The 24,311-nt window shown below is 51.0% G+C and carries 18 protein-coding genes; 4 read left to right on the top strand and 14 right to left on the bottom strand.

Going from position 1 to position 24,311, the window contains the following annotated elements:
• Positions 1-71: 71 nt before the first annotated feature.
• From hemB to HP555_RS12825, 5 genes are all read right to left on the bottom strand, one after another.
• On the bottom strand, positions 72-1,055 hold the full coding sequence (gene hemB, locus HP555_RS12845; RefSeq protein WP_199262972.1) for a porphobilinogen synthase: 984 nt from the start codon (positions 1,053-1,055) through the stop codon (positions 72-74).
• Positions 1,056-1,150: 95 nt separating this feature from the next.
• Positions 1,151-2,515: a sigma-54-dependent transcriptional regulator gene (locus tag HP555_RS12840; RefSeq protein WP_199262971.1), complete on the bottom strand. Its 1,365-nt coding sequence runs from the start codon at positions 2,513-2,515 to the stop codon at positions 1,151-1,153.
• Between the two features lie 72 nt (positions 2,516-2,587).
• Complete coding sequence (locus tag HP555_RS12835; protein WP_199262970.1) at positions 2,588-4,810, bottom strand: sensor histidine kinase; 2,223 nt, start codon at positions 4,808-4,810, stop codon at positions 2,588-2,590.
• A gap of 15 nt (positions 4,811-4,825) precedes the next feature.
• Positions 4,826-5,401, bottom strand: coding sequence for a DUF4390 domain-containing protein (locus HP555_RS12830; RefSeq protein ID WP_199262969.1), 576 nt, complete (start codon positions 5,399-5,401; stop codon positions 4,826-4,828).
• 254 nt (positions 5,402-5,655) lie between these two features.
• The gene (locus tag HP555_RS12825; RefSeq protein WP_199262968.1) at positions 5,656-7,659 is read right to left on the bottom strand and encodes a ribonuclease catalytic domain-containing protein; all 2,004 of its coding nucleotides are present in this window, start codon (positions 7,657-7,659) and stop codon (positions 5,656-5,658) included.
• Positions 7,660-7,754: 95 nt separating this feature from the next.
• Here HP555_RS12825 and era point away from each other — a divergent pair, with 95 nt between their 5' ends.
• Positions 7,755-8,681, top strand: coding sequence for a GTPase Era (era, locus tag HP555_RS12820; protein WP_199262967.1), 927 nt, complete (start codon positions 7,755-7,757; stop codon positions 8,679-8,681).
• A 44-nt stretch (positions 8,682-8,725) separates the two neighbouring features.
• On the opposite strand, the gene HP555_RS12815 is transcribed toward era, so the two are convergent.
• The 4 genes from HP555_RS12815 to ftsE all read right to left on the bottom strand — a co-directional run bounded on the left by HP555_RS12815 (position 8,726) and on the right by ftsE (position 13,094).
• Positions 8,726-10,096: a S41 family peptidase gene (locus tag HP555_RS12815; RefSeq protein WP_199262966.1), complete on the bottom strand. Its 1,371-nt coding sequence runs from the start codon at positions 10,094-10,096 to the stop codon at positions 8,726-8,728.
• A gap of 188 nt (positions 10,097-10,284) precedes the next feature.
• Positions 10,285-11,445, bottom strand: coding sequence for a murein hydrolase activator EnvC family protein (locus HP555_RS12810; RefSeq protein ID WP_199262965.1), 1,161 nt, complete (start codon positions 11,443-11,445; stop codon positions 10,285-10,287).
• A gap of 9 nt (positions 11,446-11,454) precedes the next feature.
• Positions 11,455-12,273, bottom strand: coding sequence for a cell division protein FtsX (locus HP555_RS12805; protein ID WP_233249186.1), 819 nt, complete (start codon positions 12,271-12,273; stop codon positions 11,455-11,457).
• A 65-nt stretch (positions 12,274-12,338) separates the two neighbouring features.
• On the bottom strand, positions 12,339-13,094 hold the full coding sequence (ftsE, locus tag HP555_RS12800; RefSeq protein WP_199262963.1) for a cell division ATP-binding protein FtsE: 756 nt from the start codon (positions 13,092-13,094) through the stop codon (positions 12,339-12,341).
• Positions 13,095-13,410: 316 nt separating this feature from the next.
• Between ftsE and HP555_RS12795 the strand changes: the two genes are divergently transcribed.
• The gene (locus tag HP555_RS12795; protein WP_199262962.1) at positions 13,411-14,070 is read left to right on the top strand and encodes an HAD family hydrolase; all 660 of its coding nucleotides are present in this window, start codon (positions 13,411-13,413) and stop codon (positions 14,068-14,070) included.
• Positions 14,071-14,094: 24 nt separating this feature from the next.
• Entirely contained in the window at positions 14,095-15,702 is a 1,608-nt protein-coding gene (locus HP555_RS12790) for a DUF445 family protein (RefSeq protein WP_269846848.1), read from the top strand.
• Between the two features lie 84 nt (positions 15,703-15,786).
• Here HP555_RS12790 and HP555_RS12785 read toward each other — a convergent pair whose 3' ends face one another.
• The 5 genes from HP555_RS12785 to tsaD form a co-directional block, all read right to left on the bottom strand.
• Positions 15,787-18,648 (bottom strand): OmpA family protein, encoded by a 2,862-nt coding sequence (locus tag HP555_RS12785; RefSeq protein WP_199262960.1) that lies wholly within the window; start codon positions 18,646-18,648, stop codon positions 15,787-15,789.
• A gap of 39 nt (positions 18,649-18,687) precedes the next feature.
• Positions 18,688-20,628 (bottom strand): 1,4-alpha-glucan branching protein GlgB, encoded by a 1,941-nt coding sequence (gene glgB / locus HP555_RS12780; protein ID WP_199262959.1) that lies wholly within the window; start codon positions 20,626-20,628, stop codon positions 18,688-18,690.
• Between the two features lie 375 nt (positions 20,629-21,003).
• Entirely contained in the window at positions 21,004-21,234 is a 231-nt protein-coding gene (locus HP555_RS12775; RefSeq protein ID WP_199262958.1) for a hypothetical protein, read from the bottom strand.
• Positions 21,231-22,151 carry a 16S rRNA (adenine(1518)-N(6)/adenine(1519)-N(6))-dimethyltransferase RsmA gene (gene rsmA, locus HP555_RS12770; RefSeq protein ID WP_233249184.1) on the bottom strand — a complete coding sequence of 307 codons (921 nt, stop codon included), beginning with the start codon at positions 22,149-22,151 and terminating at the stop codon, positions 21,231-21,233. The genes HP555_RS12775 and rsmA overlap by 4 nt, the downstream gene beginning before the upstream one ends.
• Positions 22,123-23,127: a tRNA (adenosine(37)-N6)-threonylcarbamoyltransferase complex transferase subunit TsaD gene (gene tsaD / locus HP555_RS12765; protein ID WP_199262957.1), complete on the bottom strand. Its 1,005-nt coding sequence runs from the start codon at positions 23,125-23,127 to the stop codon at positions 22,123-22,125. The genes rsmA and tsaD overlap by 29 nt, the downstream gene beginning before the upstream one ends.
• Before the next feature lie 139 nt (positions 23,128-23,266).
• On the opposite strand from tsaD, the gene moaA reads away from it, so the two are divergent.
• Complete coding sequence (moaA, locus tag HP555_RS12760) at positions 23,267-24,277, top strand: GTP 3',8-cyclase MoaA (protein WP_199262956.1); 1,011 nt, start codon at positions 23,267-23,269, stop codon at positions 24,275-24,277.
• The last annotated feature ends 34 nt before the right edge of the window (positions 24,278-24,311 follow it).

The raw sequence follows: 24,311 nt of genomic DNA, 5'->3' as shown, positions 1-24,311 counted from the left end.
TGAACCGACTGCATAAAGAATCGGTTTACCATTCGGTACGACACCGATTCTGCTGTGTGAAGACAGGAGGGCTAGCCCTTGGTTTTAGCCAGTAACCTGGCCATATCCTTGGCAAAGTAGGTGAGGATGATATCGGCTCCTGCCCGGCGTATGGCGATCAGGCTCTCCGCCATGATCCGTTCCCCGTCAATCCATCCCTTTTCTGCAGCCGCCTTGATCATGGCGTACTCGCCACTGACCTGATAGGCTGCAATCGGCAGATCAAATTCATCACGTAATCGGCTGATGATGTCAAGATAGGCCAGGGCCGGTTTCACCATCAGAATATCAGCACCCTCATCCACATCAAGTGTTGCTTCGCGCAGGGCTTCCCTGCTGTTGGCCGGATCCATCTGATAACTGCGGCGGTCGCCGAATTGGGGGGAACATTCGGCTGCATCACGGAAGGGGCCGTAAAAGGCTGAGGCGTATTTGACAGCATAGGACATGATCGGTACCGTATGGAACGAATGTTCATCCAGTGTCGTCCGGATCTCACTGATCCGGCCGTCCATCATGTCGGAAGGGGCAACCATGTCGGCTCCGGCCTGCGCATGCGACAGTGCTGTTTTAGCCAGGAGTTCGAGGGTTGCATCATTGTCAATCTCCTGACCTGCTAGGCAGCCGCAGTGACCGTGGTCTGTGTACTCACAAAGGCAGACATCGGTCACTATTGTCATGTCCGGTACCTTGTTTTTCAATTCCTGGACAGCTCGTTGTACAATACCATGCTTAGCGTACGCACCGGAGCCAAGACCATCTTTTTTTTCAGGCAGTCCAAAGAGGATCACGGAACGGATACCCATTGCCAGACAGTCTTTGGCCTCCTTGACAAGTTGATCCACCGAGTAACGGAAGACACCCGGCATGGAGCTGACTTCCTCTCGGATACCTTTGCCGGGAAGAACGAAGAGCGGGTAAATCATCTGTTCTGTGCTTAGCCGTGTTTCGCGAATCATGGCACGAAAGGTTTCGTGCTGTCGCATTCGACGGGGACGATATTCCGGAAAAACCATGGGGCACCTCAGTAGAGAAATATGTTGTTGTGAAATCTGGAGAGGATTGATCCTCAATAAAGAAAAGATCAGTTTCTTTTTAAAGAGGAGCTGATCTATTTAATTGTGATATCCAGAGCCTTCAGTTTTTTGTGCAGGTGACTACGCTCCATACCGATATCTTCAGCTGTTTTGGAGACGTTGCCGTCATTTTCTTCAAGTTTGGCCCGGAGATAGTCTGTTTCAAATTGGCGGCGTGCCTCTTTATAGGCCAGATGCTGGTACGCTGAGCCTGTGTGTGGTACCGGTGGTTGCAATCCTGATGTGCTACCAAGGTTAAGAGCGACATCTTCCGCCAGGATCATCTCTCCAGGTACCATGATCAGCAACCGTTCGACGAGATTGCGCAGTTCACGAACATTGCCGGGCCAGGAGTGATGTTGAAGCAGCTGAAAAGCTTCCGGAGTGAACTGTTTGTCACCAAGTCCCTTGTGCCGAAACTGACTGATAAAATCCGCCACCAGCAGCGGGATGTCTTCACACCGATCCGCCAGATCGGGTACTTCAATGGGGACAACATTCAGGCGATAAAAAAGGTCTGCCCGGAAATGACCGTGTTCAATCTCTTTTTCAAGATTTTTGTTGGTGGCCGCCAGAATACGAACATCTATGCCGATAGTTCGCGATCCGCCCACGCGCTCAAATTGCTGTTCCTGGAGAATGCGCAACACCTTGGCCTGGCTTTTCAGGCTCATATCACCGATTTCATCGAGAAAGAGGGTGGAATCATTGGCCTGGTCAAACTTGCCTTTTTTGGTTTCCGTGGCACCGGTGAACGCCCCTTTCACATGACCGAACAGTTCGGATTCAATGAGTTCTTCTGGAATGGCGGCACAGTTGACAGCTATCATCGGCTGTCTGTTTCTTGCGGAGAGACGATGGATGGTCTGTGCCACCAGTTCTTTACCGGTCCCGTGCTTCCCAAGAATGAGTACCGAGGCATCAGTGGGGGCGACCCGTTCAATCTGTTGCCGTAGTCGCATGATAACCGGACTGTTGCCGGTGATGGTTGATGGTGGAGCTTCACTTTCCCGGAGAAGCTGGTTTTCCCGTTCCAGCCGTGCAACCTGCAGTCCCTGTTTGATTGCAAGAATGGTCTTGTCGTAGGAAAGCGGTTTTTCAATGAAATAAAAAGCACCGCTCTGGGTGGCCTGCACAGCTGTCTCAATGGTGCCGTGTCCGGAGATCATGATCACAGGCAGAGAGAAACGCTGTTTGATCAGTTTCAACGCCTCCAGGCCATCCATTCCCGGCAGCCAGATATCAAGAAGGACGAGATCAGTTTCCTGATCATCCAGTACTCGCAGACCTTCTTCAGCTGAGCCGGCAGTCAGTGGAAGGAAACCTTCATCGGCAAGGATACCGGCCAGGCTGTCGCGAATGGCCTCTTCATCATCTATGATCAGTATGGTTTCCGGCATAAACTAGGGGACTGGAAAAAACATGAAGGGCAGACATCTGAGAGTAAAGTGCACGTATGCGGGTCCATAGTATCAGTTCTCCACCGGTAGCTCAACCGTAAAGACAGAACCGGTGGGCATGTTGTCATGGACGCGGATGGTTCCGCCGTGCTCGCTGACAATGGTGTGGGCAATGGTCAGTCCGAGACCGGTGCCGGACTTACGAGTGGAATAATAGGGTTCGAAAATCCGTAATTTAATGTCACTGGAGATTCCCGGGCCATCGTCGATGACTTCCAGGCGGGCTTTCTGTTCAGGATCATCGTAGCTCAGGGTAACGGTAATGGATCCGGTATCTCCAAGCATGGCAACCGCATTGTCGAGGAGATTGATCAGTACCCGTTTGATCTGTACAGCATCAAAAAGAAATGCAGGTACATCTGGTGCAATGTTGCTGGTGATATGCAGCTGCTTATGCGCTTCCTGGTACATCACCACCACTTCATGGATCATGGACGTGAGGTTGTTACGTTCTTTGCGCAGCTTCGGCATGCGGGCAAAGTCGGAGAATTCACTGACCATTTTTTTAATTTCATCGACTTGGTTGACGATGGTAGCCGTGCATTTATCAAAGATATCCCGATTGTCACTGATGGTTTCCAGGTACCGCTTACGGAGCCGCTGGGCTGAAAGCTGAATAGGCGTCAGGGGGTTTTTGATTTCATGAGCAATGCGGCGCGCCACTTCCTGCCATGCCGCAAGTCGCTGGGCTTTTTCCAGATTGGTCAGGTTGTCGAAAACGATGACAAACCCGATGGGATTTTGACGGTCATCGACCATTCGTGTGATATTTACCTGCAGGGAGAGGGTCTCCCCCTTGCGGATGGTGACACGCAGGTGTCGTTCAATGGTTGCCTTGCCGGTGGTTTGTAACTCTGTGAGAAAATTTTCCACAATCAGCACATGCTGCTTTGGCAGCGCTGTATGGAAGTCCTTGCCCAGGAAATCTGTTGGATCAACGGCAAGCAGTTCCTCTGCAAAGCGATTGATGGTGGTGATACGGTTGTTCTCATCCAGTGCAATGACACCGGCCGCCACATTCTCCAGAATAGTTTCGAGATAACGTCGACGTTGTTCGGATGTTTCGTTGCTGTCCTGGAGGGCCAGGTGCGCCCGGGCCAACTGCCGGTTGGAGGCCAGTATTTCCGACGTCATGGAATTGAACGAATCGATGAGCATGCCCATCTCATCATCCGCCTCCTTTTCCACAATAAAATCCATGTCTCCGTCTGCGACTCGTTTGGTTGCCTCTGCTAACTTTTTAATCGGTCCGGTTAAAGAGCGGGCAATAAAGAAACCAAACCAGATCGCTCCGAACAGAATCAACAGGGTAATGATCAGCAATATGATGATAAGGCTGAATTTAATTGGTGCCTTGAGCATGATGAGTTGCTGATAGTCTGTGGTGCCACTGGAGATGGAGTGCATGGCATCCAGGCGGCTTGCCGGTATCAGCACCGAGGTGATGAGGAACCATGTCTGCGGAGGGGTGCGGGAGATCTGGACAGGAACAATGGCCTCAATGAGCTCGCCTGCGATCGTCTTATGGGTCACCACTTCGGACCGGTTTGCTACGGTGGCAAAACGCAGGGCTTCAGAGGGTGGATCCGGATAGGGAACACCCTGGAGTCGAGGGCCGACAAGTGTGAGCAGCGGCTGGTGCCGGCTGTTGAGCAGCAGCAAACTGTCCGGCGCACCCTCTGTGCTGATGGCAATAATGTTGCTTAAGAAGCGTTCAAGTGCCGGTAGATCGTTCAGGTTGACAGTGCCGCTCTCCAGGATAGTGGCCAGTTGCCGGCCTGTATATTCCGCCTGCTTCCCGCTGTCATGAATGATGGTTTGGGACAGGTGTACTGATGCCTGTAGAGATTCTTCTATCTGAGCATTGAACCAGTAGTCCATTGAGGTTGAGATAAAACGAAGGGCAACAAAAAAAAGAATGGCTGTGGGAATAAAAGACAGGGAGATGAAACAGATAACCAGCCGGGTTCGCAGTCGTGCACCAAGGATATTTTGTCTGCGTTCAAAAACAAGCTCAACAAGATTGCGCAAGACGAGATAGAGCATGAGCAACAGCAGCAGGCCGTTGATATTGATTAACGCAAAGATCAGTATAGTGCTGGAGATTGGGAGGTTGAACTGCCCGGTCAACAGGCCGCGTTGCACGTATCCCAGGAGCGGTATCAGGAGAATACAAAAAACAATAACAAGCCGGACAAGCCGCTGTTTCTTTTTTTTCTGATCAGCGGTGAGCATCTCTAGTACCGGATATCAGTATCTGAACTCGATGGTTCGCCAGTCGGTTTCAAAATTCCAGAGGGAGGAGAAGGGCAGAAAACGGTGCATACCCAAAGGGAGTGCGCCTTTTTTTAAGGTTACCTTAAAGTGGATGGCATAGGGTGCGTCAGGAACCAGTTGAGACAGGGGGATGATCTTTACACCGTTCAGTTCGGCCATTAACTGTTTGGCCCGGGAGAGATCATCTGTGACAAAACTTTTGTCGTTTTTCTCAGAAAAAGTAACGTGATATCTCTTGTTCTCCTGGTCGTACTGTAAGGTGTGGGTAATGGTTGCTTCCATCAAAGTGGTATTCAGGAATCGATTACCGGTCATAATCAGTTCCATCTGGTAAATGAAGTCAATGGGAATACCATTGTTGAGATCTTCAAGCATTCTTTGGGTGAACCCATTTTTAACAGTGGCAAACAGGAGCAGGTCTGTTTCTGAAGTGGTAACAATAATATCTTTTATTTCCGGAGATGTATCCGGCTTGGCAAATGCGGATGAGGCCAGAAACAAGAGAATAAGAAAATGAAGGGTTACCAGTCGAACGGCGACGTGTTTCATGTTGAAGTGAACAGGGCCCCCTGCTTTATTCATTGAAGACGACACGAAAAAGAGCGTATGGAAAACATATAATTGATCAGCGCTCTTTTGTCTATCACAAGGACTGCTCCGGTACTGTGAAGTTGGATCATCACACCCTGTTATTTTCATGTTCACCATCGATGGTTGCAGGTGAAGGAAAGGTTGTGCATGCTGATGGAAAAAGGAAAATCAAGCCACCCGGCCGACTGCATGGCGGTCGAGATAAAGAGCTGTCACCAATCGACCCGCAGTACATTATCCAACGGGCGGACTCGGGCAAGCCTGAGACGAATAATATCACCCTGGGTAACAGGAAAGGCGGGGTTCAGTGGTAAATCAACATCAAAGAGACAGTCGCACAGGAGCAGGTTGACACGTTTCGGGCCGACTCCTCCTACCAGAGCATTGACCAGCTGTCCTTCTTTGGGTGCCAGGTAGCGAAGAATCCAATATCGATGCCGCTGTTGCCGCAGGGCATTGGCACGACCAAGTTTTTGCTGGATGATACCTGTGAATGTTTTACACTCTTCTGTTGAGAAAAGAATGCCCTGACCGTGCAGCATATGGCTGAGCTGGTGCTGCATGGCCAGGTCGAGGAATCGGCGGATCGGTGAGGTAATGGTCGTGTAGCAGTTAAGCCCCAGACCGCTGTGTGGCTTGGGGTGGGCAGTGAGTTCGCCCCGGGCGATATAACGGCGTTGCTGAACAATATCGGCAAGGCTGTTTTGAACACCGGAAATAATACGCTTTCTTGGCGGAGGTTGTGAGCGGAACAGTCCAGGGGCTTCGCGTGCCGCCAGATAAGAGGCGGTCAGACTGTTGGCCAGGATCATCAGTTCGGAAACAAGGTTACGGGCCGGCGTGTCCACTGCGGCCAGGTGTACGTGGATGTGGTCTCGATCGCGAATGTCGATGTTGACATCTGGAAGTGAGAGTAACAGTGCCCCCCGCTCAACGCGCTGCTGACGGAGTTGCTGACTGATACGGTGCAGTAGTGCCAGACCTGGCTCCTGATGGATGGCGGCATCCGCTTCCCGGTAGCTTAACTGTCGTTTAACCTCAATAACGGCGGGGGTGATGGATGAATGGACCTGCATGCCGTCTGTTGAGAAGGTGACCAGAAAACTGATCGTGGGGCGGATCTTCCCCCGGGCAAGACTCCCCAGATCAAAGGATAACCTCTGCGGCAGCATGGGGATATGGCCTTCCGGGAAGTAGATGGAGGTTGCCCGTTCCCTGGCTTCGGCAAATAAAGGGCTTTTGATCGGGATGTGGTAGCTGGCATCAGTGATATGGATGCCGACTTCGATCAATCCATCTTCCTTTTTTCGTATATGGATGGCGTCATCAAAATCGCGTGTTGCTGCGCCATCAATGGTGAAGGTGTTTAAAGATCGAAGGTCTTTGCGCTTAGAGTCACTGAGAAGCTCTTCAGCTGTGGGTTCGCAGAGATTTTCCGTCACATCCAGGCATGGTTCCGGAAAGTCGATCGGCTGGTCCGAACGCAGGAGCGCAAGGTTTTCGTCACGGTCCCAGATGCCGGCTTTGACCAGGAGTTCGAAACCGGCATGTGGTGAGGTTAAGCCGGCCTTTTTCAGTGCCTGGCTGACAAAAACATGTTCTGTTGCCTCATTGCCAAAGAGAACTGCTTCACTGACCCACTGTAAACAGCGATCACGATCCGGCCAGGTGGCGGGAGGGATCGGCTCATCACGCATAATGCCCTGCATGCCGATGGCAGCCTGCTCGAACAACTGTTTCTTTTCCTGTTCTCGAAGGCGCTGCTGTCGCAACTGCTCCACCTGCTCCGGTGTATGCGCTATGAGTTGACCATTTTTATATTTAAAGAAGAGGGTATCTGTAAAGACAGCGCGTAGAAAGGCGGCACGCTGATCATCGTCAACCGTGCTGCCGAAGTGCAGCTCCGCCAGGAAATCCGGAGTAAATTCTTTTTCGGCCTCTTCACACACGATTTCCCACAGGGGCTCTATATCGATAGCCTCTGCCAGAGTTGTACGTTTGGCACAGTGCTCCCTCAGCAGGGCGATAATTGCCTCCTTCGGATCGGTCTGGGAGTACACCTGCTGCGAAACATTGACGATGCGGCTTTCCGGAAGATGGAGTTCTCGCCCGTTCTGGCTGATGAGCCGTACCTTTTTATTGGCAGCACCAAAAACAAGTCCGCAGATAAATCTGCCGCCATCTATGAACTCGATAAGGCTACCAGGTAAAATCATGGGGGAACACGTTGCGAAGTTTTAAGGCCATGGTAAGGTGCAGTGGATAGCAGGAATTCTTCTTTTTGTCATTCTATTCTTTACGATACACTCGTATGATCTCTGAAAAAAACAGTCTCAGCGCCTCTTCCGCACCTTATCGATCCGGAGTTGTCACCATACTGGGTGCACCCAACGTCGGCAAATCAACTCTGCTCAATCAGCTGCTCCAGCAGAAAATAGCCATTGTCACACCCAAGGCTCAGACAACCCGCAATCGGATTATGGGGATAGTGACCGGTCCTGATTTTCAGATTCTCCTGTTAGATACACCGGGTTTGCACGCTGCAAAGGAGGAGATCAACCGGCGTATGGTTAAGATTGCCCTGGCCAGTCTGGCAGACGCTGATGCTGTTCTCTTTCTTGTTGATTGCAGCGTTTGGAATCATGATAAACGGATAAGCAAAGCCGAGGAGTATGCAGGGTATTTAAAAAAGATAACCAAACCAGTGGTGCTTGCCCTGAATAAACAGGATCTGATACCACAGCAGCAGTTGCTGCCCATTATGGACTGGTGTCGGACCCTGCATCCATTTGCATCTGTTGTCCCTGTTTCCGCTCTTTCAGGTCAGGGTGTTGATGTATTGCTGGCCGAACTGGTTACCTTACTGCCGGAAGGGCCGCAGTACTACCCTGAGGATCTGCCGACAGATGCGACTGAGCGGTTTATTGCAGCAGAGATTATCCGCGAGAAAATCTTTCTGTTGATCCGCAAAGAGGTTCCCTATTCAACGGCGGTGGTCATCGATTCTTTTGAAGAAGGTGATCCTGCGGTTATTCGGGCGACGATTATGGTGGAACGAGATTCTCAAAAAGGTATTTTAGTGGGGCAAAAAGGCAAGATGCTGGCGACAATTCGTCAGAGTGCCGCCGCAGATATTGCCCAGGTACTTGACCGCAGGGTCCGTTTACATCTCTGGATTAAAGTGAGCAAGGACTGGACGGAAAATACAGCCATCCTTCGCGATCTTGGCTTGGTCTGAGGGGTGAAACGGTCTGTTTGTACCGGAGATGATGATTCTCTTCCTTATTTTTGTCTGCCGGACGGACTCAGGCTTTTCAAGGTGAAGAGGGCGGTGCGTAACTGATTGTCCTCTTTCAGTCGTTTTGTCATCTGTTGCAGATTATCAATGGTTTGAAACCGTTCTTCCTGTTCATCAGGTGTTTTTTCTTCTTTTGAGCTCTCCACTGTCTTTTCATCGACCATTTCATTTTCAAGATGGCCGGGCAGATCTTTTTCGCGTATGACCTTGCTGGAACCGGAAGTAGTGGTACCTGCATCTGTATCGGTACTGGTACTTGATGCCTCTGTATCGTTGTTTGCTGTCAATGGCACGATCATATCCGGTTTTATGCCGGTGGCCTGAATGGAAGCTCCTTTGGGAGTGTAATATTTGGCAGTGGTCAGTCGCAGGCCGGCCCCTTCGGGAAGGGGGAGAATGGTCTGGACTGACCCCTTACCAAAGGTGGTGGTCCCCAGGATGACGGCACGTTTGTGATCCTGCAGTGCACCGGCAACAATCTCCGAACCGCTGGCGGAACCGCCATTGACAAGAATGACCATGGGGAAATCAGTATAACTGTCATCCGCATGCGCTTCAAAAACCATTTGCTCTTCCTTGTCTCTTCCTTTGATCGATACAATCACTCCTCTGGATAAAAACAGGTCGGCCACTTTTGCCGCCTGATCAAGCAAGCCGCCGGGGTTGTTCCGTAAATCAAGGAGAATACCGAGAGTCTGATGTTTCTTCTTCAGGTCTTTCAAGGCATTATGCAGGTCTCTGGTGGTGGTCGCCTGAAAGTTGGACACCCTGATATAGCCGAAGCCGGGTTCCAGTTCTGTGTATTTCACGGAAATGAGCGGGATAGCCTCTCTGGTCAGGGTGAAGTCCCGGGGTTCTTTCCACTCTGGACGATGGATGGTAATTGTGACTGCTGTTCCCTTTTCTCCGCGAAGTTTTCGAACCGCCTCCATAAGGGTCATGGTCTTGGTGAGTGCACCATCAATACGAATGATATGATCTCCTGATCTGATTCCTTTGCGATCAGCAGGAGTACCTTCAATCGGGGCCACGGCTGTAAGCACCCCGTCACGGATGGATATTTCAATCCCAACACCGGTAAAACTCCCTGATGTCTCTTCTTCCAGGTCTTTGAAATCCTCGGGTGTCATATAAGCAGAGTGGGGATCAAGGGAGTTGAGCATACCGTTGATAGCCCCGGTGATCACCTTGTTGGAGTCAATCTCTTCGACATAATGTTGCTGAATCAGGGTGAGAACATTGGCAAATGTTTCCAGATCTCTGTAAATATCACCCTCTTGTTTATTCTCATCGGCAAAAAGTGGGGTACAGATGCAGTAAATCCCGATAAGTATAAGGAAGAATAGGCGTTTCATTGGGGTGTTCGACAAGTTGATTGGAGCGGTTAGATTAACACGTTCACGGCGTTACGCTGATACGGGAAGAGCTTATACGTATCCGGGTGACCGTATTAAAGGCATTTTCCCTCAAACCTAACGAGAAATAGAAGGCGGGGCAATGGTTATTGTGCGTCACTTAAAAAATAGAAGAATCAAAGGCTTGGTCACCGGTTCACAAGCGTGCCGGGTTTGATCCAGTCCAGTGGATTCTCCGGTTGGGCACCATGACGGATTTCAAAGTACAGACCTTCACCAAATAACCCGGCGCTGTCTGTGCTCGTCCCAATAATCTGTCCCTGCCTGATGACGTCGCCTTCAAGAACCCGGATATCCTCCAGTCCGGAGGTGATGGAGTAGTAATTCTGGGTATGTTCGATTACCACCATTCTGCCGTACCCGCTCATATATCCCGAGTAAATAACCTCTCCGTTATCCACAGCGAAAACCTCAGATTGTTCGGAGGGCTGAATAGTGATCCCGTTAATAAATGTAGTGTCCTCGTCTGTTGTCGGTTCATGAAAGTATCGGATGATCTTTCCCCAGACAGGTGGCGGCAATTTCTTTTTTTGTGTCAGAAAACCACCACGGTTCTTTTCCAGCGCCGGACTGTCTTGAGTTAGCGTGGTAAGCAGAGATGCTTCCGCCTTTTTCATTTCTCGCACTGCCTGCTGATACAGTTCTTTTTCGGTTTGTGTTCGCTGCAGCAGCTCATTTTTTTCTGTAACGATCTGTTGTAACAACTCGTTTTCAGTGGCGGTATCCTGAAGGAAGTGCTCCTGAACCGTTCGTTCAAGTTCCCGGGCCTGTTTGACCTGTGTGAGAGCGACAACATTGGCACGATACTGTGCAAACACCGTTTGGTCGTACGTGGACAGAAAACGAAACGCATCGTTGCTGAGCATCAGATCGGGCAGCGTGTTTTTAGAAAACACAATACTGAGGGATCCGGTTTGACCGAGGAGGTAAAAGGATCGAAGACGTTTTAGTAGATGTTGCTGTAAGGACTCATTTTTTTTGTTGATTGTAGTCAGTTCCTGTTCCTTCTCAGCAATGATCTCCTTCTGTTCATCAATCTTTATTTGCAGTGTTTGTATTTTTGTCTTCTGTTGATCTATTTTTTTGTCCAGTGCAGCCAGTTCGTCAAGTAACGAACGCTCCTGTTCGTCGACCAGATCGATTTTTTCCTGGTGGACGGCCATTTCCTGGCGAAGTCTGCCGATGGTTATGACATTGCTTGATGGAGACTCTTCGTCTGTTTCGGGCAAGACAAAGGATGGCATGCTCAGGAGAAAAAAGACACAGGCAATCGTGAGGCAGCGAAGCATGGATAGAACTCACAGGTGGAGAAATCGTCTGATTGCAGAAAGACTGCCGAACGTACAGAGCAGGGTGGAGATGCCGATAATTGCGCAGACTATCGGCCAGTTAAAGAAGATAAACGGCAGTTGGGAGATGGTTTCCGGCCCGGCGAATCGCAGGGTGATCCAGTTAAACAGTGCCAGCAGTGCACCAATACCGCAGCTGGCTCCTATGCATCCCTGCAGTGCACCTTCAAACAGGAACGGTGTACGGATATAGTTGTTGGTTGCTCCCACCAGTCGGAGAAGTTCCAACTCCTGCTGACGTGATACGAGGCTCAGGCGAATGGTGTGGGCAACCATAAAGGTGGTGGTCATGATGAGCAGGGCCCCTGAGAGGATAATAATCACCCGCATTAACTGGATGAAAGCGTAAAATCGATCGATCCACTCTTTACCGTACTGTACCTTGAGTACCCCCGGCAATGTTTGCAGGTAATCTGAAAAACGGGTGATTCGTGAAAGGCTGTCCAGGGTTCGGACAGGGTACACTTCAATGGATGGCGGTAAGAAGTCAGTGGGGACACCGGTAAGGACGTCGGTGTTGTCACCCAGCATGTGCTCAAATCGCTTGTAGGCTTGCTGACTGCTGACAAACTCGATGCGGTCGACCTGGTCGAACTTGAGAATTTTGTGGCGGTACTCTTCCTGAAGAGGTGGCGCTGCTTCTTCGTCAAGGTAAACAATCAGACGAAGATCATCGCCCAGCTTTTCGCCGATATGGAGTGCATTGGAGTAGATGAGAAAGAAAAAAGAAAAGATCAGCACCGACAGGGATACAGTCAGCAGCGTCATGCACTGAGATTTCCAGGAGTGCAGCATGTTTCGGCAAGTTTGACGAAGAACAACATATACAAATCTCATTGCTCAGACTCCTGCACGGTATGAACTTCCTCGGTCGGCTCACTTATGTTTTTCAGGGATCTGTTGACCGTTGATTTAATTTTTCCGGAACGCAGCTCAATCACCCGGTGGCCTGTATCTGCAAAAAGGGAACGGTCGTGAGTGGCGATAAGCAATGTGGTGCCCTGACGATTGAGCTGGTAGAAAAGTTCCATCACCCTTGCTGTGGTCTCGGCATCCAGGTTACCGGTCGGCTCATCGGCGAGGACGATTTCCGGATTGTTGGCCACCGCCCGTGCAATGGCGACTCTTTGCTGTTCGCCGCGGGAAAGGTCTCCGGCCCGCGTGTTGTATTTCGTCGCCAGGTCGAGCTGGTCGAGTAAAGTTCGGGTTCGCTGTTCAATATGAGAACTGGGTCGATATATCACCTCCATGGCGATGGCGATATTGTCTGCTACAGTCCGGTCAGAAAGTAGCTTGAAGTCCTGGTAGGCTGTGCCGACCTTGCGTCGAAGGAGATGGATTTTGTTGCGTGGCAGTTTGCCAAGATCAATACCGGCAACCTCAATCATCCCTTTCGTCGGTCTTTCAATGTGGCTGATCAAACGAAGCAGAGTCGTCTTGCCTGCTCCGCTTACACCTGTCAGAAAAAGGATTTCCCCCTGACAGACATTGAGGGAAATGTCGACCAGGGCCTGAGTATCCGGATGGTAGGTTTTGCTCACCTTGACCAGGTCGACGATGGTGGACGGTGTGGGAGGAGTCTGATGCATTCGTTATGATCACAGGTAGAGAAAATGGGAAAGAGAGCTTGACAAAGGACCTTGATGTTTCACAGTACCGGGTACTGTATATCGTTTAGCTGTTTTTAGTGTAAAATATTCATACTTTCAAGTTTATAGCTTTTGTTCGGTGAGAACAAAGAAAAAATAGTGTGCATGGTTCTGTTGTACCTGGATGTGCACAGAACGGAAAAACACTTACACAGCTGAAAAGGGTTGGTATAGTACGAGCCGTAACAGCTTTTTGCTTCAGAAACCGTGGTGGTTCCGGGTTTGAATACTCTTAGTGGCCAAAGAGGTGAGGGGGATGCGGTACAAAGCAGTGATTTTTGATCTGGATGGAACTTTGCTGGATACTCTTGAAGATCTGGCTTTTGCGGCCAACCGGATACTGGCGGATAACAATTTCCCCACGCATCCTGTGGGAGCGTACCGCACTTTTGTTGGTGAAGGCTTGCGGGTTCTGATTGAACGCATCTTACCTGAAGGACACCGGGAGACGGTGGTTGTGACGAAAATGATGGCAGCCTTTGAAGAGGTGTACGCAGAATGCTGGCATGTCCGTTCCGCACCGTATCCGGGGATAGCCTCTCTTCTTGATTATCTGACCGCAAAAGAGATCCGCTTGAGTATTCTTTCCAACAAACCGGATCAGTTTACCCGCCTGTGTGTCCATCGAATGCTGTCTGGCTGGCATTTTGATCCCGTCTTCGGACAACGTCCCGGAATCCCGAAGAAGCCTGATCCGACGGCGGCTCTGGAAATAGCCCACATCCTTGATCTGTCCCCTGCCTCAATCCTCTATGTGGGTGACAGCGGAGTGGACATGCACACCGCCCGTGCTGCCATGATGGATGTGGCCGGGGTGTTGTGGGGGTTTCGTGATGGGGATGAACTGCGTCGGGCCGGGGCACGCTATCTGGTTGCCCGACCTGAAGATCTGCTGCCCATCCTGTTTCCTGTTTAATTGTGTACCGTAGGTTCTGCTATCGTGCTTCCCGTTGACTATACGTTGCTGTCGTCTCTGGCCCATCCCTGTGTTGGAGCGTTTATTGGATATTTGACGAATAAGGTTGCCATTCGTATGCTTTTTCGTCCCTTACGCCCCTGGCATCTGTTTGGTGTACGTGTACCGATGACCCCTGGGATTATTCCGGCTAAACGCCGTGAACTGGCGGTTAATATCGGTGAAATGGTGGGACGCCATCTTTTGACCAGTACGGATATTGGAAGCGCTATTTCCAAAGAACCGTTTCAGGATCATCTTGTATCCCTGGCCGAAAAAAAAGTTGGTGAGATTTTCCAACGGGAACTCGGGCCTTTGGCAGAGGTCGTACCGCTTCGTTTTCGTTCCTATCTGCAGATAGGTATTAAGACATTGAAGTATCAGATAGGTGAGGGCGTTGTCACCTATGTGGGCAGCGATGATTTTGCCGATACGTTAACAGATGCGTTTACCCGCCATCTGGACGAGATGGAGGAGCGTGAAATCAACAGTCTGCTCACCTCGAGCAACCGGCGGACTGTCTATTGGTTCATAGACGAGCTGTTCCGGATACTGATTATGAACAGGCAGGTTGAAGCCTGGCTTGGAGAATATCTTGAAGGCCTGGTACGGAAGGCAGCGGAGAGTAATAAAACTTTTGGTGATGTCATTCCGGTTCAGCTTGCCGAGCTTGTCCGATCGGCGCTGGGCAAACACATCGGGCCTCTTCTGCAGCGAATGGGAGGGCAACTCGCTGATCCTGTGTTGCGGGGGCAGATTGTTCAGGGGATTATAACCGGTGTTGAGCACTTTCTGGAAAAGCTCGGTCCAGTCGGAGCCATGGCAAAGGGATTTCTGGAAATCGATACTATGGAACAGAGTATTGGTGACTATCTCGACGAAAAACAGGAAGATCTGATTCAGTGGTTTGAAAATCCCGAAGTGCAGGAACGGATGGGAATGGCTCTTGACAGTGTTTTCACCTCGTTTCTGGAACAACCACTCCGCACTTTTTTGGCACTGCTGCCTGAAGAAGAGGTCGCAATCCTGTGTCACACCTGTGCCGGCCGGCTGGTTACCGTGATCAGGAGTGAAGAGGTGCTGACAGAGCTGCGGGCATTGCTGCATCTTGGCTTTGAAAATATGGTGGCCGGCGGAGAACGATCTCTTGGGGAGGTTATTTCGCAGTTTTTCACCCAGGATCAGAAGGATGAAGTACGACACGTCTTTTTCAGGGAGATGATGAGCTTGTTTCGTTCCGGCAGCAGCGAACGTCTGATCCATACGATGGTGGGCACCATGGTTGATGGCCTTCTTACCCGACCGTTGGGACGGCTCTATGACCTTGTTCCCCACGGCGTGCGACAGGGGATTGTTGACTATATTGTTGTTGTCACGAACCGCATGCTGCTTCAGGAAGTACCCGGGGTGGTTCAGTCGCTTAACATCAGGCAGGTTGTGATCGATAAGGTGAATTCGTTGGACCTGCTCGAATTAGAACGACTCCTGCTGTCGATCATGGAGGAGCAGTTTAAATACATCAACCTGTTCGGTGCTCTTCTTGGATTTCTTATCGGCTTGATCAATCTTGTGCTGGCCAGGTTGACGATGTAGTCTTCCCTGTTGTCTTTATTATATAAGCACAGCGCCCTGTTCACCGATGGTGAACAGGGCGCTGTGCTTGGTGCGGAAGATTGCTCAGGGAGTGGTCAGGTGTAATTCAACGCGACGGTTTTTTTGCCGCCCTGCGGCAGTGGCGTTGTCGGCGAGCGGATTTTCCGATCCGTACCCTCTGGTCGTCAATCGAGAAGCAGCAACACCTTTACTAACCAGGTATCCGGCAACGGTTTTGGCCCGCTGGTCACTTAAAGACAGATTGATCTGAGCATTACCCATACTGTCGGTATAACCGGCCACCTCAAAGGTAACCTGAGGATTCTGGTTGAGGATATCGGCGGTTTTATCGAGAATTTTTTGCGACTCCGGTGTCAATGCTGCAGTACCGGATTGGAAGGTGACACCTTCAAGAATGATGGCCTTTTCTGAAGGGCAGCCAAGGGCATTGACCGGTGTTCCCGCCGGTGTATCAGCGCAGAGGTCATCTGCATCGCTGATTCCATCCTTGTCAGCATCAGGAATGGAGGCAGAAGCCGCTGCCGCCGGGACCGGCGCTGCTGCGCCCGACTGTTCTACAGGTGCAGGTGTTTGTTTTTCCTCAGTGCGTAGCTGTTTCTTTAACGAATCGACCATCTCCTGATTGGTCTGAAGGGTTTGCAGGAGCTTTTCATTTTCAGCCTGCAGGGCCTGGGTTTTTGCGTGAGCGGTCGCTGCCTCTTCATTTTTTGCCTGAATCGCTGCTGTTGCTTCAGTAACAGCCTGTTGCGACCGGGTGGCAGCAGTCTCCAGCTGCACAACCTGGTTGCGTAATGTGGCAATCTGCTGCTTGAGATTGGGGACAAGATCTTGCTGTTCTTTCAGACGATAGGTGTCTGTCAGTTCATCAACACGGTTTTGTGCCGTTCTCAGTTGATTTTCCAGTGTTTGCATAGCTGCAGCTTTTTTGCTCAACGATTCCTGGTGCATTTTACTTGCCTGCTCACACTCTGCCGCTCGTTTTTCAGTGGCCTGCTGTGTCTTTTTGGTGTTGCCTAACTGCGTCTCAAGGTCAGCCACCTTGGCGCTGACAGCTGTCAGTTCTTTAATTTTTATTGCAGCATCGGTGAGGGCGGTGTTTTTACTTTCTATCGTCTTCTTCAGAGTTTCAACATTGTCACGAGCAGCTTGCGTAGCTGCCAACTGGGCTGCCAGAGCAGATTTTTCTTCTTCCAGTTGCGTAAGCGCCGACCTGCTCTCCTGCATCTGTGTGTTGAGCTCAGCATGTTTTGTCTGCAGAGCTTGCAGTTCTTCTTCCTGCTTTGCCGCTTTGTCTAAGGCGGTTGTCTTTTCAGCCAATGTCTGGGTTGTTTGTTCGAGTTGAACCTGTAGTGTTGCCATCTCTTTTAATCGGTTCTCGGCCTTGGCCAGGGCTGTTTTCTGGCCTTCAAAAGACGCTTTCTCCGCAAGGAGCCTGCTGTGATCGGCCTGCAGAGCCTCAAGTTGACTGGACAGGCCAAGGCGTTCATTATGCAGTGTGGTATTTTTTGACGTTAATTCAGTTGCTTGTGCCTGAAAACTTTTGAGTGAAAGCGTTTTTTCATTGAGCTCTGCCTGAAGTTTTTTCTCGTTTTCAAGTGCTGATGTGAGTTTTTTATCTGCATCCGTCTGCGCAGCCTTTGTCTGTTGCAGTTGCAAGTCGAGCTGCTCAATGCGCTTGTTTGCTTCAGCAGACTCTAATTTCAGGCGGTCACGTTCTCTGGCGAATTCGCCGGTCTTCTGTGTGGCATCGTTCATCTGTTGATGAAGCTGCTGCATTGTGGTGGTGGTTTCCTGCTTGAGCTGATCAAATTCTTGATTACGCTCATCGAGCAGAAGTTGCACAGCAGCAATTGCCTGTGGTTGCTTTGCTATCTCCTGCTGGAGCGTTTGAATGGTTTTGTGCGATTTTTCCAGCAAGGAGGATTTTTCGCTCAATCTTTGCTCAGTGGCAGCCTTTTCCTGCTCCAGAATGGTTTGCTGATTGCGCAGAGTTGCGGCCAGCTGCTCTTTTTCCATACTCCGCCGGATCAGTTCGGAAACCTTGTGTTCAGCCTGTTGCAGAGCAACTTTGGTGGTGGCTAACGTTTTAACCGTCTCCTCCAGCTGTGCTTTTAACTGGTTGTTCTTTTCTGCATATTTGTGAACATCAGCCTGTATATTTTGCTGGATGTTCTCTTTTTCTTTGAGTGCCGACTCTGTCTGACTGACAACTGTCTGCAGCTGTTCCGTCATTTTTCTGGCGTACTGCAGTTCTGCGGCCAGTTTTTTCTTCTCAGCAGCCAGCGCCTTGATCTGTTCTGCATTGGTTATGATGAGACTTTTTTTAGCCTGTGCTTCAGCGGTCTTTAGTTGTTCCATCTCCAGACGCAGTTGCTGCAACATCTTGATGGCCTTGCCGAGTTCAGCTTTGGTTGTTTCTTTGTCAAGAAGAAGTTCTTCCAGTCTTTGATCTTTGACCGTACCGGCAACTGCTTCTGCCTTTTTGGCATCAAGCAGAGCCTTGTACCGGTTGGACATATCTTTTTGTGCATCGAGCAGCTGACGTATTTGCACGTCTCGTTGCTTAAGATCTGCCTGTAGTTGTTTCACTTCAGGCGCTGGCAGAGCCGGTGCAACCATCATGGCCGGGGCATCTGACACGGCCTGATCCGGTTGCAGAGCCTGATCGGCTGCTGATTTTTCTGGAGATTTTGAAACAGCTTCTTCCTGAGGTGAAGGGAGATCCGGCAGCACCTGGGAGGGAACTGGAGGTGTAGTCTCCTTCTTTTCGGCGGACAGAGGCTCTTGAGCAGGGGGTTGTATCCGGACAGGGGTTTCCTGTTCTTTCGTCTTTGAGGCCTCTTTGACCATATTGCTGTGGAACGTGGCCAGGAATATGTAGATGACTATGCCGACAAGGGTGAGAAGGATGAGTCGTATTTTCATGATAGATGCGACCTGGTTGAAGTCATGTGGAAGAGGTTTTTAATTGTTTGCAGTGTCAGGTTGAAGGATGAGAGTAGCCAGCGGAGGCAGGGTCAGGCTCAGGGTGTGATCAAAGGTATGGCTTGCCACTGGTTGTGTCATGATGGCGGGTCCGTTGCTGATGTTACTGCCTCCGTACACATCCAGGTCAGAGTTGATCAGTTCACGATACCTTCCTGCCACCGGTACGCCTATACAGTAGTTCTCCCGTACCACCGGGGTGAAGTTACACACCACAATAACGAATGTATCAGGGTCTTGAGCAATACGGAGAAATGAAAAAACCGAGTTGTCCGAATCGTTGGCATCAATCCAGCGAAACCCGCTCCAGTCGAAATCCACCTGGTGAAGGGCCGGTTCATGGCGATACACCGCGTTGAGATCTCGTACCAGCCGTTGTACACCCTGATGCGAAGGAGCCTCAAGAGCCTGCCATTCCAGGCCGGTATCATGGTCCCATTCCTGCCATTGGCCGAACTCGCAACCCATGAACAGAAGTTTTTTGCCTGAATAGCCCCACATGAAACTGAGATACGCTCGCAGGTTGGCAAATTTTCGCCACTCATCACCGCTCATCTTATTGAGAAGTGAGCCTTTGCCGTGCACAACCTCATCATGACTGATGGGCAGAAGGAAGTTTTCATGGAAGGCGTACAGCATGCCAAAGGTCATCTCGTTGTGATGAAATCGTCGAAACAGAGGATCTTTCGACATGTACCGCAGGGTATCGTGCATCCAGCCCATGTTCCATTTAAGGCTGAAACCAAGTCCGCCCAGGTAGGTGGGGCGACTGACCATGGGCCAGGAGGTTGACTCTTCGGCAATGGTCAGCACACCCGGGAAGATGCCGTGTACCACTTCATTGACTTTACGAAGAAAACTGATTGCCGCAAGGTTTTCACGTCCACCGTATTGATTGGGGATCCACTGTCCTTCCTGGCGCGAATAGTCGAGATAGAGCATAGAGGCAACTGCATCAACGCGTAATCCATCTATATGATATCTGTCGATCCAGAAGAGGGCATTGGAGATGAGAAAAGAGCGGACTTCATTACGGCTGTAGTTGAAAATCAGGGTGCCCCAGTCCTGATGTTCACCCTGCATAGGGTTGGCATGGGCATACAGCTGCGTGCCGTCAAAGAGGTTGAGTCCGGCACCGTCCTTTGGGAAATGTGCTGGTACCCAATCAAGCAAAACACCAATGCCGGCCTGGTGACAGCGGTCCACGAAGTACATGAAGTCTTCAGGGGTACCGAAGCGGGATGTCGGTGCATAAAAGCCTAGAACCTGATACCCCCATGAGCCGTCAAACGGGTGTTCGGCTATGGGAAGCAGTTCAATATGGGTGTAGCCCATCTCCACAACATAAGGAATGAGCGTATCGGCCAGTTCCCGGTAAGAGAGGTAACGGTACCCCCATTGCTGATCGTGTATCCGACGCCACGAGCCGAGGTGCACTTCATAGATCGAAATCGGTTGATCCAGGGCTTGTACAGTGCTTCGCCGGCTGATCCACTCATGATCCTGCCACTGATATCGATCAAGATCGGCAACGACTGAACCGGTGCGAGGCCGTTCTTCCATGGCAAAGCCAAAAGGGTCGGCCTTGTCCAGCAGTTCGCCGCTGCGTGCGGTGATACGATATTTATAGACGGAAAATTCGGTGAGCTCCGGGATGAACAGCGTCCAGATGCCGGTATCAGAGGAGTGCATGGGGTGCTGGGACCCGTCCCAGCTGTTGAAATCACCGACTACCGAAACATGTGAGGCGTTGGGTGCCCAGACAGCGAAGACCACGCCATCTTGCTCATCGAATCGTATCAGATGAGCGCCCAGCTTTTCATAAGCGCGTTCATGTGTTCCTTCGCTGATCAGGTAGCGGTCAAAATCACTGAGCCAGGCTGCAGGCACAGCTATTCCGTCGGGAATATCATGTTTCATCAGTTGTCTACACCTCATCAGAAGTTAATAACTAAAAAAACTCCTTCAACTTACCGCATTGACCAATGATTGTCATGGAGAAATGTTGACGCAGCCCGGGTAGAGGAAAGGCGGAATGCGGCTGTGCAGCGAATACAAACAACGAATAAAACTTACCAGGGAGAAGGGAGCAGGCGTTTACCAAAACCGGCAGTAATCGGTGTCAACCGGTAAGAAAACCTGTTTAACCCCGGTGGGGATATGGGGACTGCTCAGGGGGGTGGTTACTCTGTCGAAACCTTATCTGAACTTGCCCGGTCTGTTGAGAAGGACATCCCTTTTTGCATTGGTGTGTAAACTTTCAGGCCCTCAGGCTGATAGTAATGGCAGGGCGGATCACCCGTCGGTCTGTTTGGATGCTGTGTGTTTGCGGATACGGATGAGATCCCAGACAGCCCAGGTCAGCAGGACACCGCTGGCGATCCGATTGAAGAGACTGTGTTGTAACATTTCAGGGCTATCGTTCAACCAGCCGTCATAAAGACACCAAAGACCAAAGACAGTGAGCAGGACGGGAAAGACATAGGGGCCGATTCCCGGGGGTGAGGGGCGGGTCTTTTTTGTCATGGTATAACAGGCTGGTTGTTGAGGAGTGAGGTGCAGCCCTGGTCGGCAAGACGACGTGTCAGGTGGACAAAATCTTCGAGGGCCAGAGTCTCTCCCCTGAGTTGAGGCGCATACCCGGCTTTTTCCAGACACTGGTGGAGAGTTGTTTTGTCGAGGTTCAACCCGGCACCTGTCAGTCCATTTAAGAGGGTCTTGCGGCGTTGTCGAAAAACGGCGTGGACAATTTGAGTAAATAATACCCGGTCGAATCTGCCTAATGCCTGTACCCGTTTGGGGAGAGGATGGAAATTAATGCGAATGACCAGTGAATCGACCCTGGGACGGGGATGGAACTCGGCAGGGGAAACGGCGAGCAGCGGCTGCACATCGGCACAGGCGGCAAGGAGCACTGTAGGGACGCCGTATTCTTTACTTCCTGGTTGAGCAGTCAGTCGTAATGCCACCTCTTTTTGCAGCATGACCACGGCAAAGTCCATCAGCTCGGCATGAGCAATCAAGCGGAAGAGAAACGGGCTGGAGATCGAATAGGGCAGATTGGCCACGATTTTAAGGCGTTGACCGGGTTCGACAAGAGAGTTGAGATCAATCGTGAGCACATCGGTGTGCAGCAGGCTGACATTTGAGGGAAGATCCTGCTGTTCCTGGTGCAAACGGATGATACCGGCATCTTTTTCAAGCCCGATAACTGAACGGACGGTGGTAGCCAACGGGCGGGTGAGTGCTCCCAGGCCGACTCCCACCTCAATGATCTGATCATCAGGGCTGAGTTGAGCAAGGTCAACAATATGTTGGGCTGTGCGTGGATTGACCAGGAAGTTCTGTCCCAGCTTCTTATGCGGTGCCAGTCCCTGGCGCCTGAGTATCTGTTTCGTGTGCAGGGGCGTCATATCAGTTGAGAGGCGATCGGGAATAGGCATCACTGTCTGCATCTACGAATCGACCGCTTAAGAATTGATAATAACCGGCAATGCCGATCATGGCGGCATTGTCCGTACACAGCGCCGGGCTGGGCATGAACAGTTGCAGCCCTTCTTCAGTGCACCGGTTGGAGAGCGCTTGCCGCAGTCTCGGATTTGCCGCTACTCCTCCGCCGATGACAACCGACCGATAGCCTGTCCGAGCACAGGCGGCCAGGGTTTTATCCACCAGTACATCAACAACTGCCTCTTGAAATGAGGCACAGATATCTGGAATCGGCAGTGTACGGTCGGTTTTTTTAAGCTTGTGCACACAGGCGGCCACCGAGGTTTTAAGCCCGCTGAAGCTGAAGTCAAGGCTCTCTTTGCTTAACCGGGCACGGGGAAAGGCGAATGTGTGTGGATTGCCTGACGTTGCGAGTCGGCTGATCTCGGGGCCTCCGGGATAACCAAGATCAAGCAGTTTGGCGACCTTGTCAAAGGCCTCGCCGGCAGCATCATCTCTGGTACGACCAAGACGGGTGAAGGTGAGCGGGTCTTCAACGGCGAAAAGCGAGGTGTTGCCACCGGAAACAATCAGTGCGGTGTAAGGGAAAGACGGTTGTTGTGCTTCAAGAAGACAGGACAGCAGGTGGGCGGCCATGTGATCCACACCGACACAGGGCAGGTTGTTGACAAGGGCAAGAGCTTTGGCAAAGGTAAATCCGACCAGAAGAGAGCCGACCAGTCCCGGTCCCTGGGTGGCGGCGATAAGGTCAATATCCTCCAGTTTGACACCGGCCTGGGCAAGCGCCTGATGAACCACGGGCCGAATCATTTCAATGTGGCGACGGGAGGCTAATTCCGGGACAATGCCACCAAATCGAACGTGGATTTCATCCTGACTGCTGATAACTGAGGAGAGGATCCGGTTTTCCGGCTCTATCACTGCTGCTGCTGTGTCGTCACAAGAACTTTCAATCGCGAGGATAAGCATAGGTCACTTCTTGCAATCACTCCCCTGTAGTGGTATCTGTAGTTGCCAGTTACTGGCTGCTGCATGTGCAATCGCACACCCTGTTTCACACAGTAAAATACACAATATCTATAAAATTACCAGGTTCGAACAGGCAAAAATGCCTCCTACTGATTTATTCTCACGAACTATCTCTTACCTGCGCCTCAGTCTGACTGATCGCTGTAATCTGCGTTGCATGTACTGTGTGACGGAAGAGGAGGCAACAGGTTGTCTGTCTAAGCTCAGGCATGACGAATTACTGACCTATGAAGAACTGTTGCGAGTGGTGCGTGTGGCTGTGGCGATGGGAATCACCAAGGTCAGACTCACCGGGGGAGAACCCCTGGTCCGACGGAACGTTATGCAGTTTATCCGTGCACTCACCGGGATTGAAGGGTTGAGTGATGTCCGTCTTACCACAAACGGTATTCTCCTTGAACGGTTCGGTCAGGAACTGTTTGACGCCGGAGTTACCAAGGTGAACATCAGCCTGGATTCCTTACGGCCGGAGCGTGTACAGTCAATTACAGGCGTGGACTGTTTTCATCAGGTCTGGCGGGGCATTGAACGTGTTCTGGCCCTGGGGTTTGCGCCGGTAAAACTGAATATGGTGGTGATGCGGCATATCAATGACGATGAACTTCTCGATTTTGTCCGCTTGAGTCAGCATATGCCCATACAGGTTCGGTTTATCGAATTTATGCCCATTGGCGGGTCAACTCGCTGGAACGCCGACACCTTCATCGGTACTGATGAAATTATGGATCGGATCCATGGAGCGGGAGACTTGATCCCGCTGCAGAAAGATCAGAGTGACGGACCTGCACAGGTATTTCGTCTCGGTGAAAAGGCTGTCGGCACCCTGGGGTTTATCAGTCCGCTGAGCCATCACTTCTGCAACCGATGCAACCGTCTGCGCCTGACCTCGTCCGGTACACTTCGCTCCTGTCTGTTGCATGATGCAGAGGTGGATCTGCGGGAAGTTCTCAGGAGCAATCCCGATGATGCGGCTGTTCGTGAGGTTCTGTTAACCGCAATTCGCAACAAGCCGCAGGGGCACCAGCTGGCCGAACGAATGCGCCGGTCCGGCAGCGACTGCCACGGTCGTATGTCTCGTATCGGGGGATGAAAGGGAAGAGGCGTTCTGATTGCTTTGAGCCGAC

The organism is Desulfobulbus oligotrophicus (genome assembly GCF_016446285.1).
GTDB classification, from domain to species: domain Bacteria; phylum Desulfobacterota; class Desulfobulbia; order Desulfobulbales; family Desulfobulbaceae; genus Desulfobulbus; species Desulfobulbus oligotrophicus.
The sequence above is the reverse complement of the archived record's forward strand: the minus strand, read 5'-3'. Positions and strand labels throughout refer to the sequence as shown.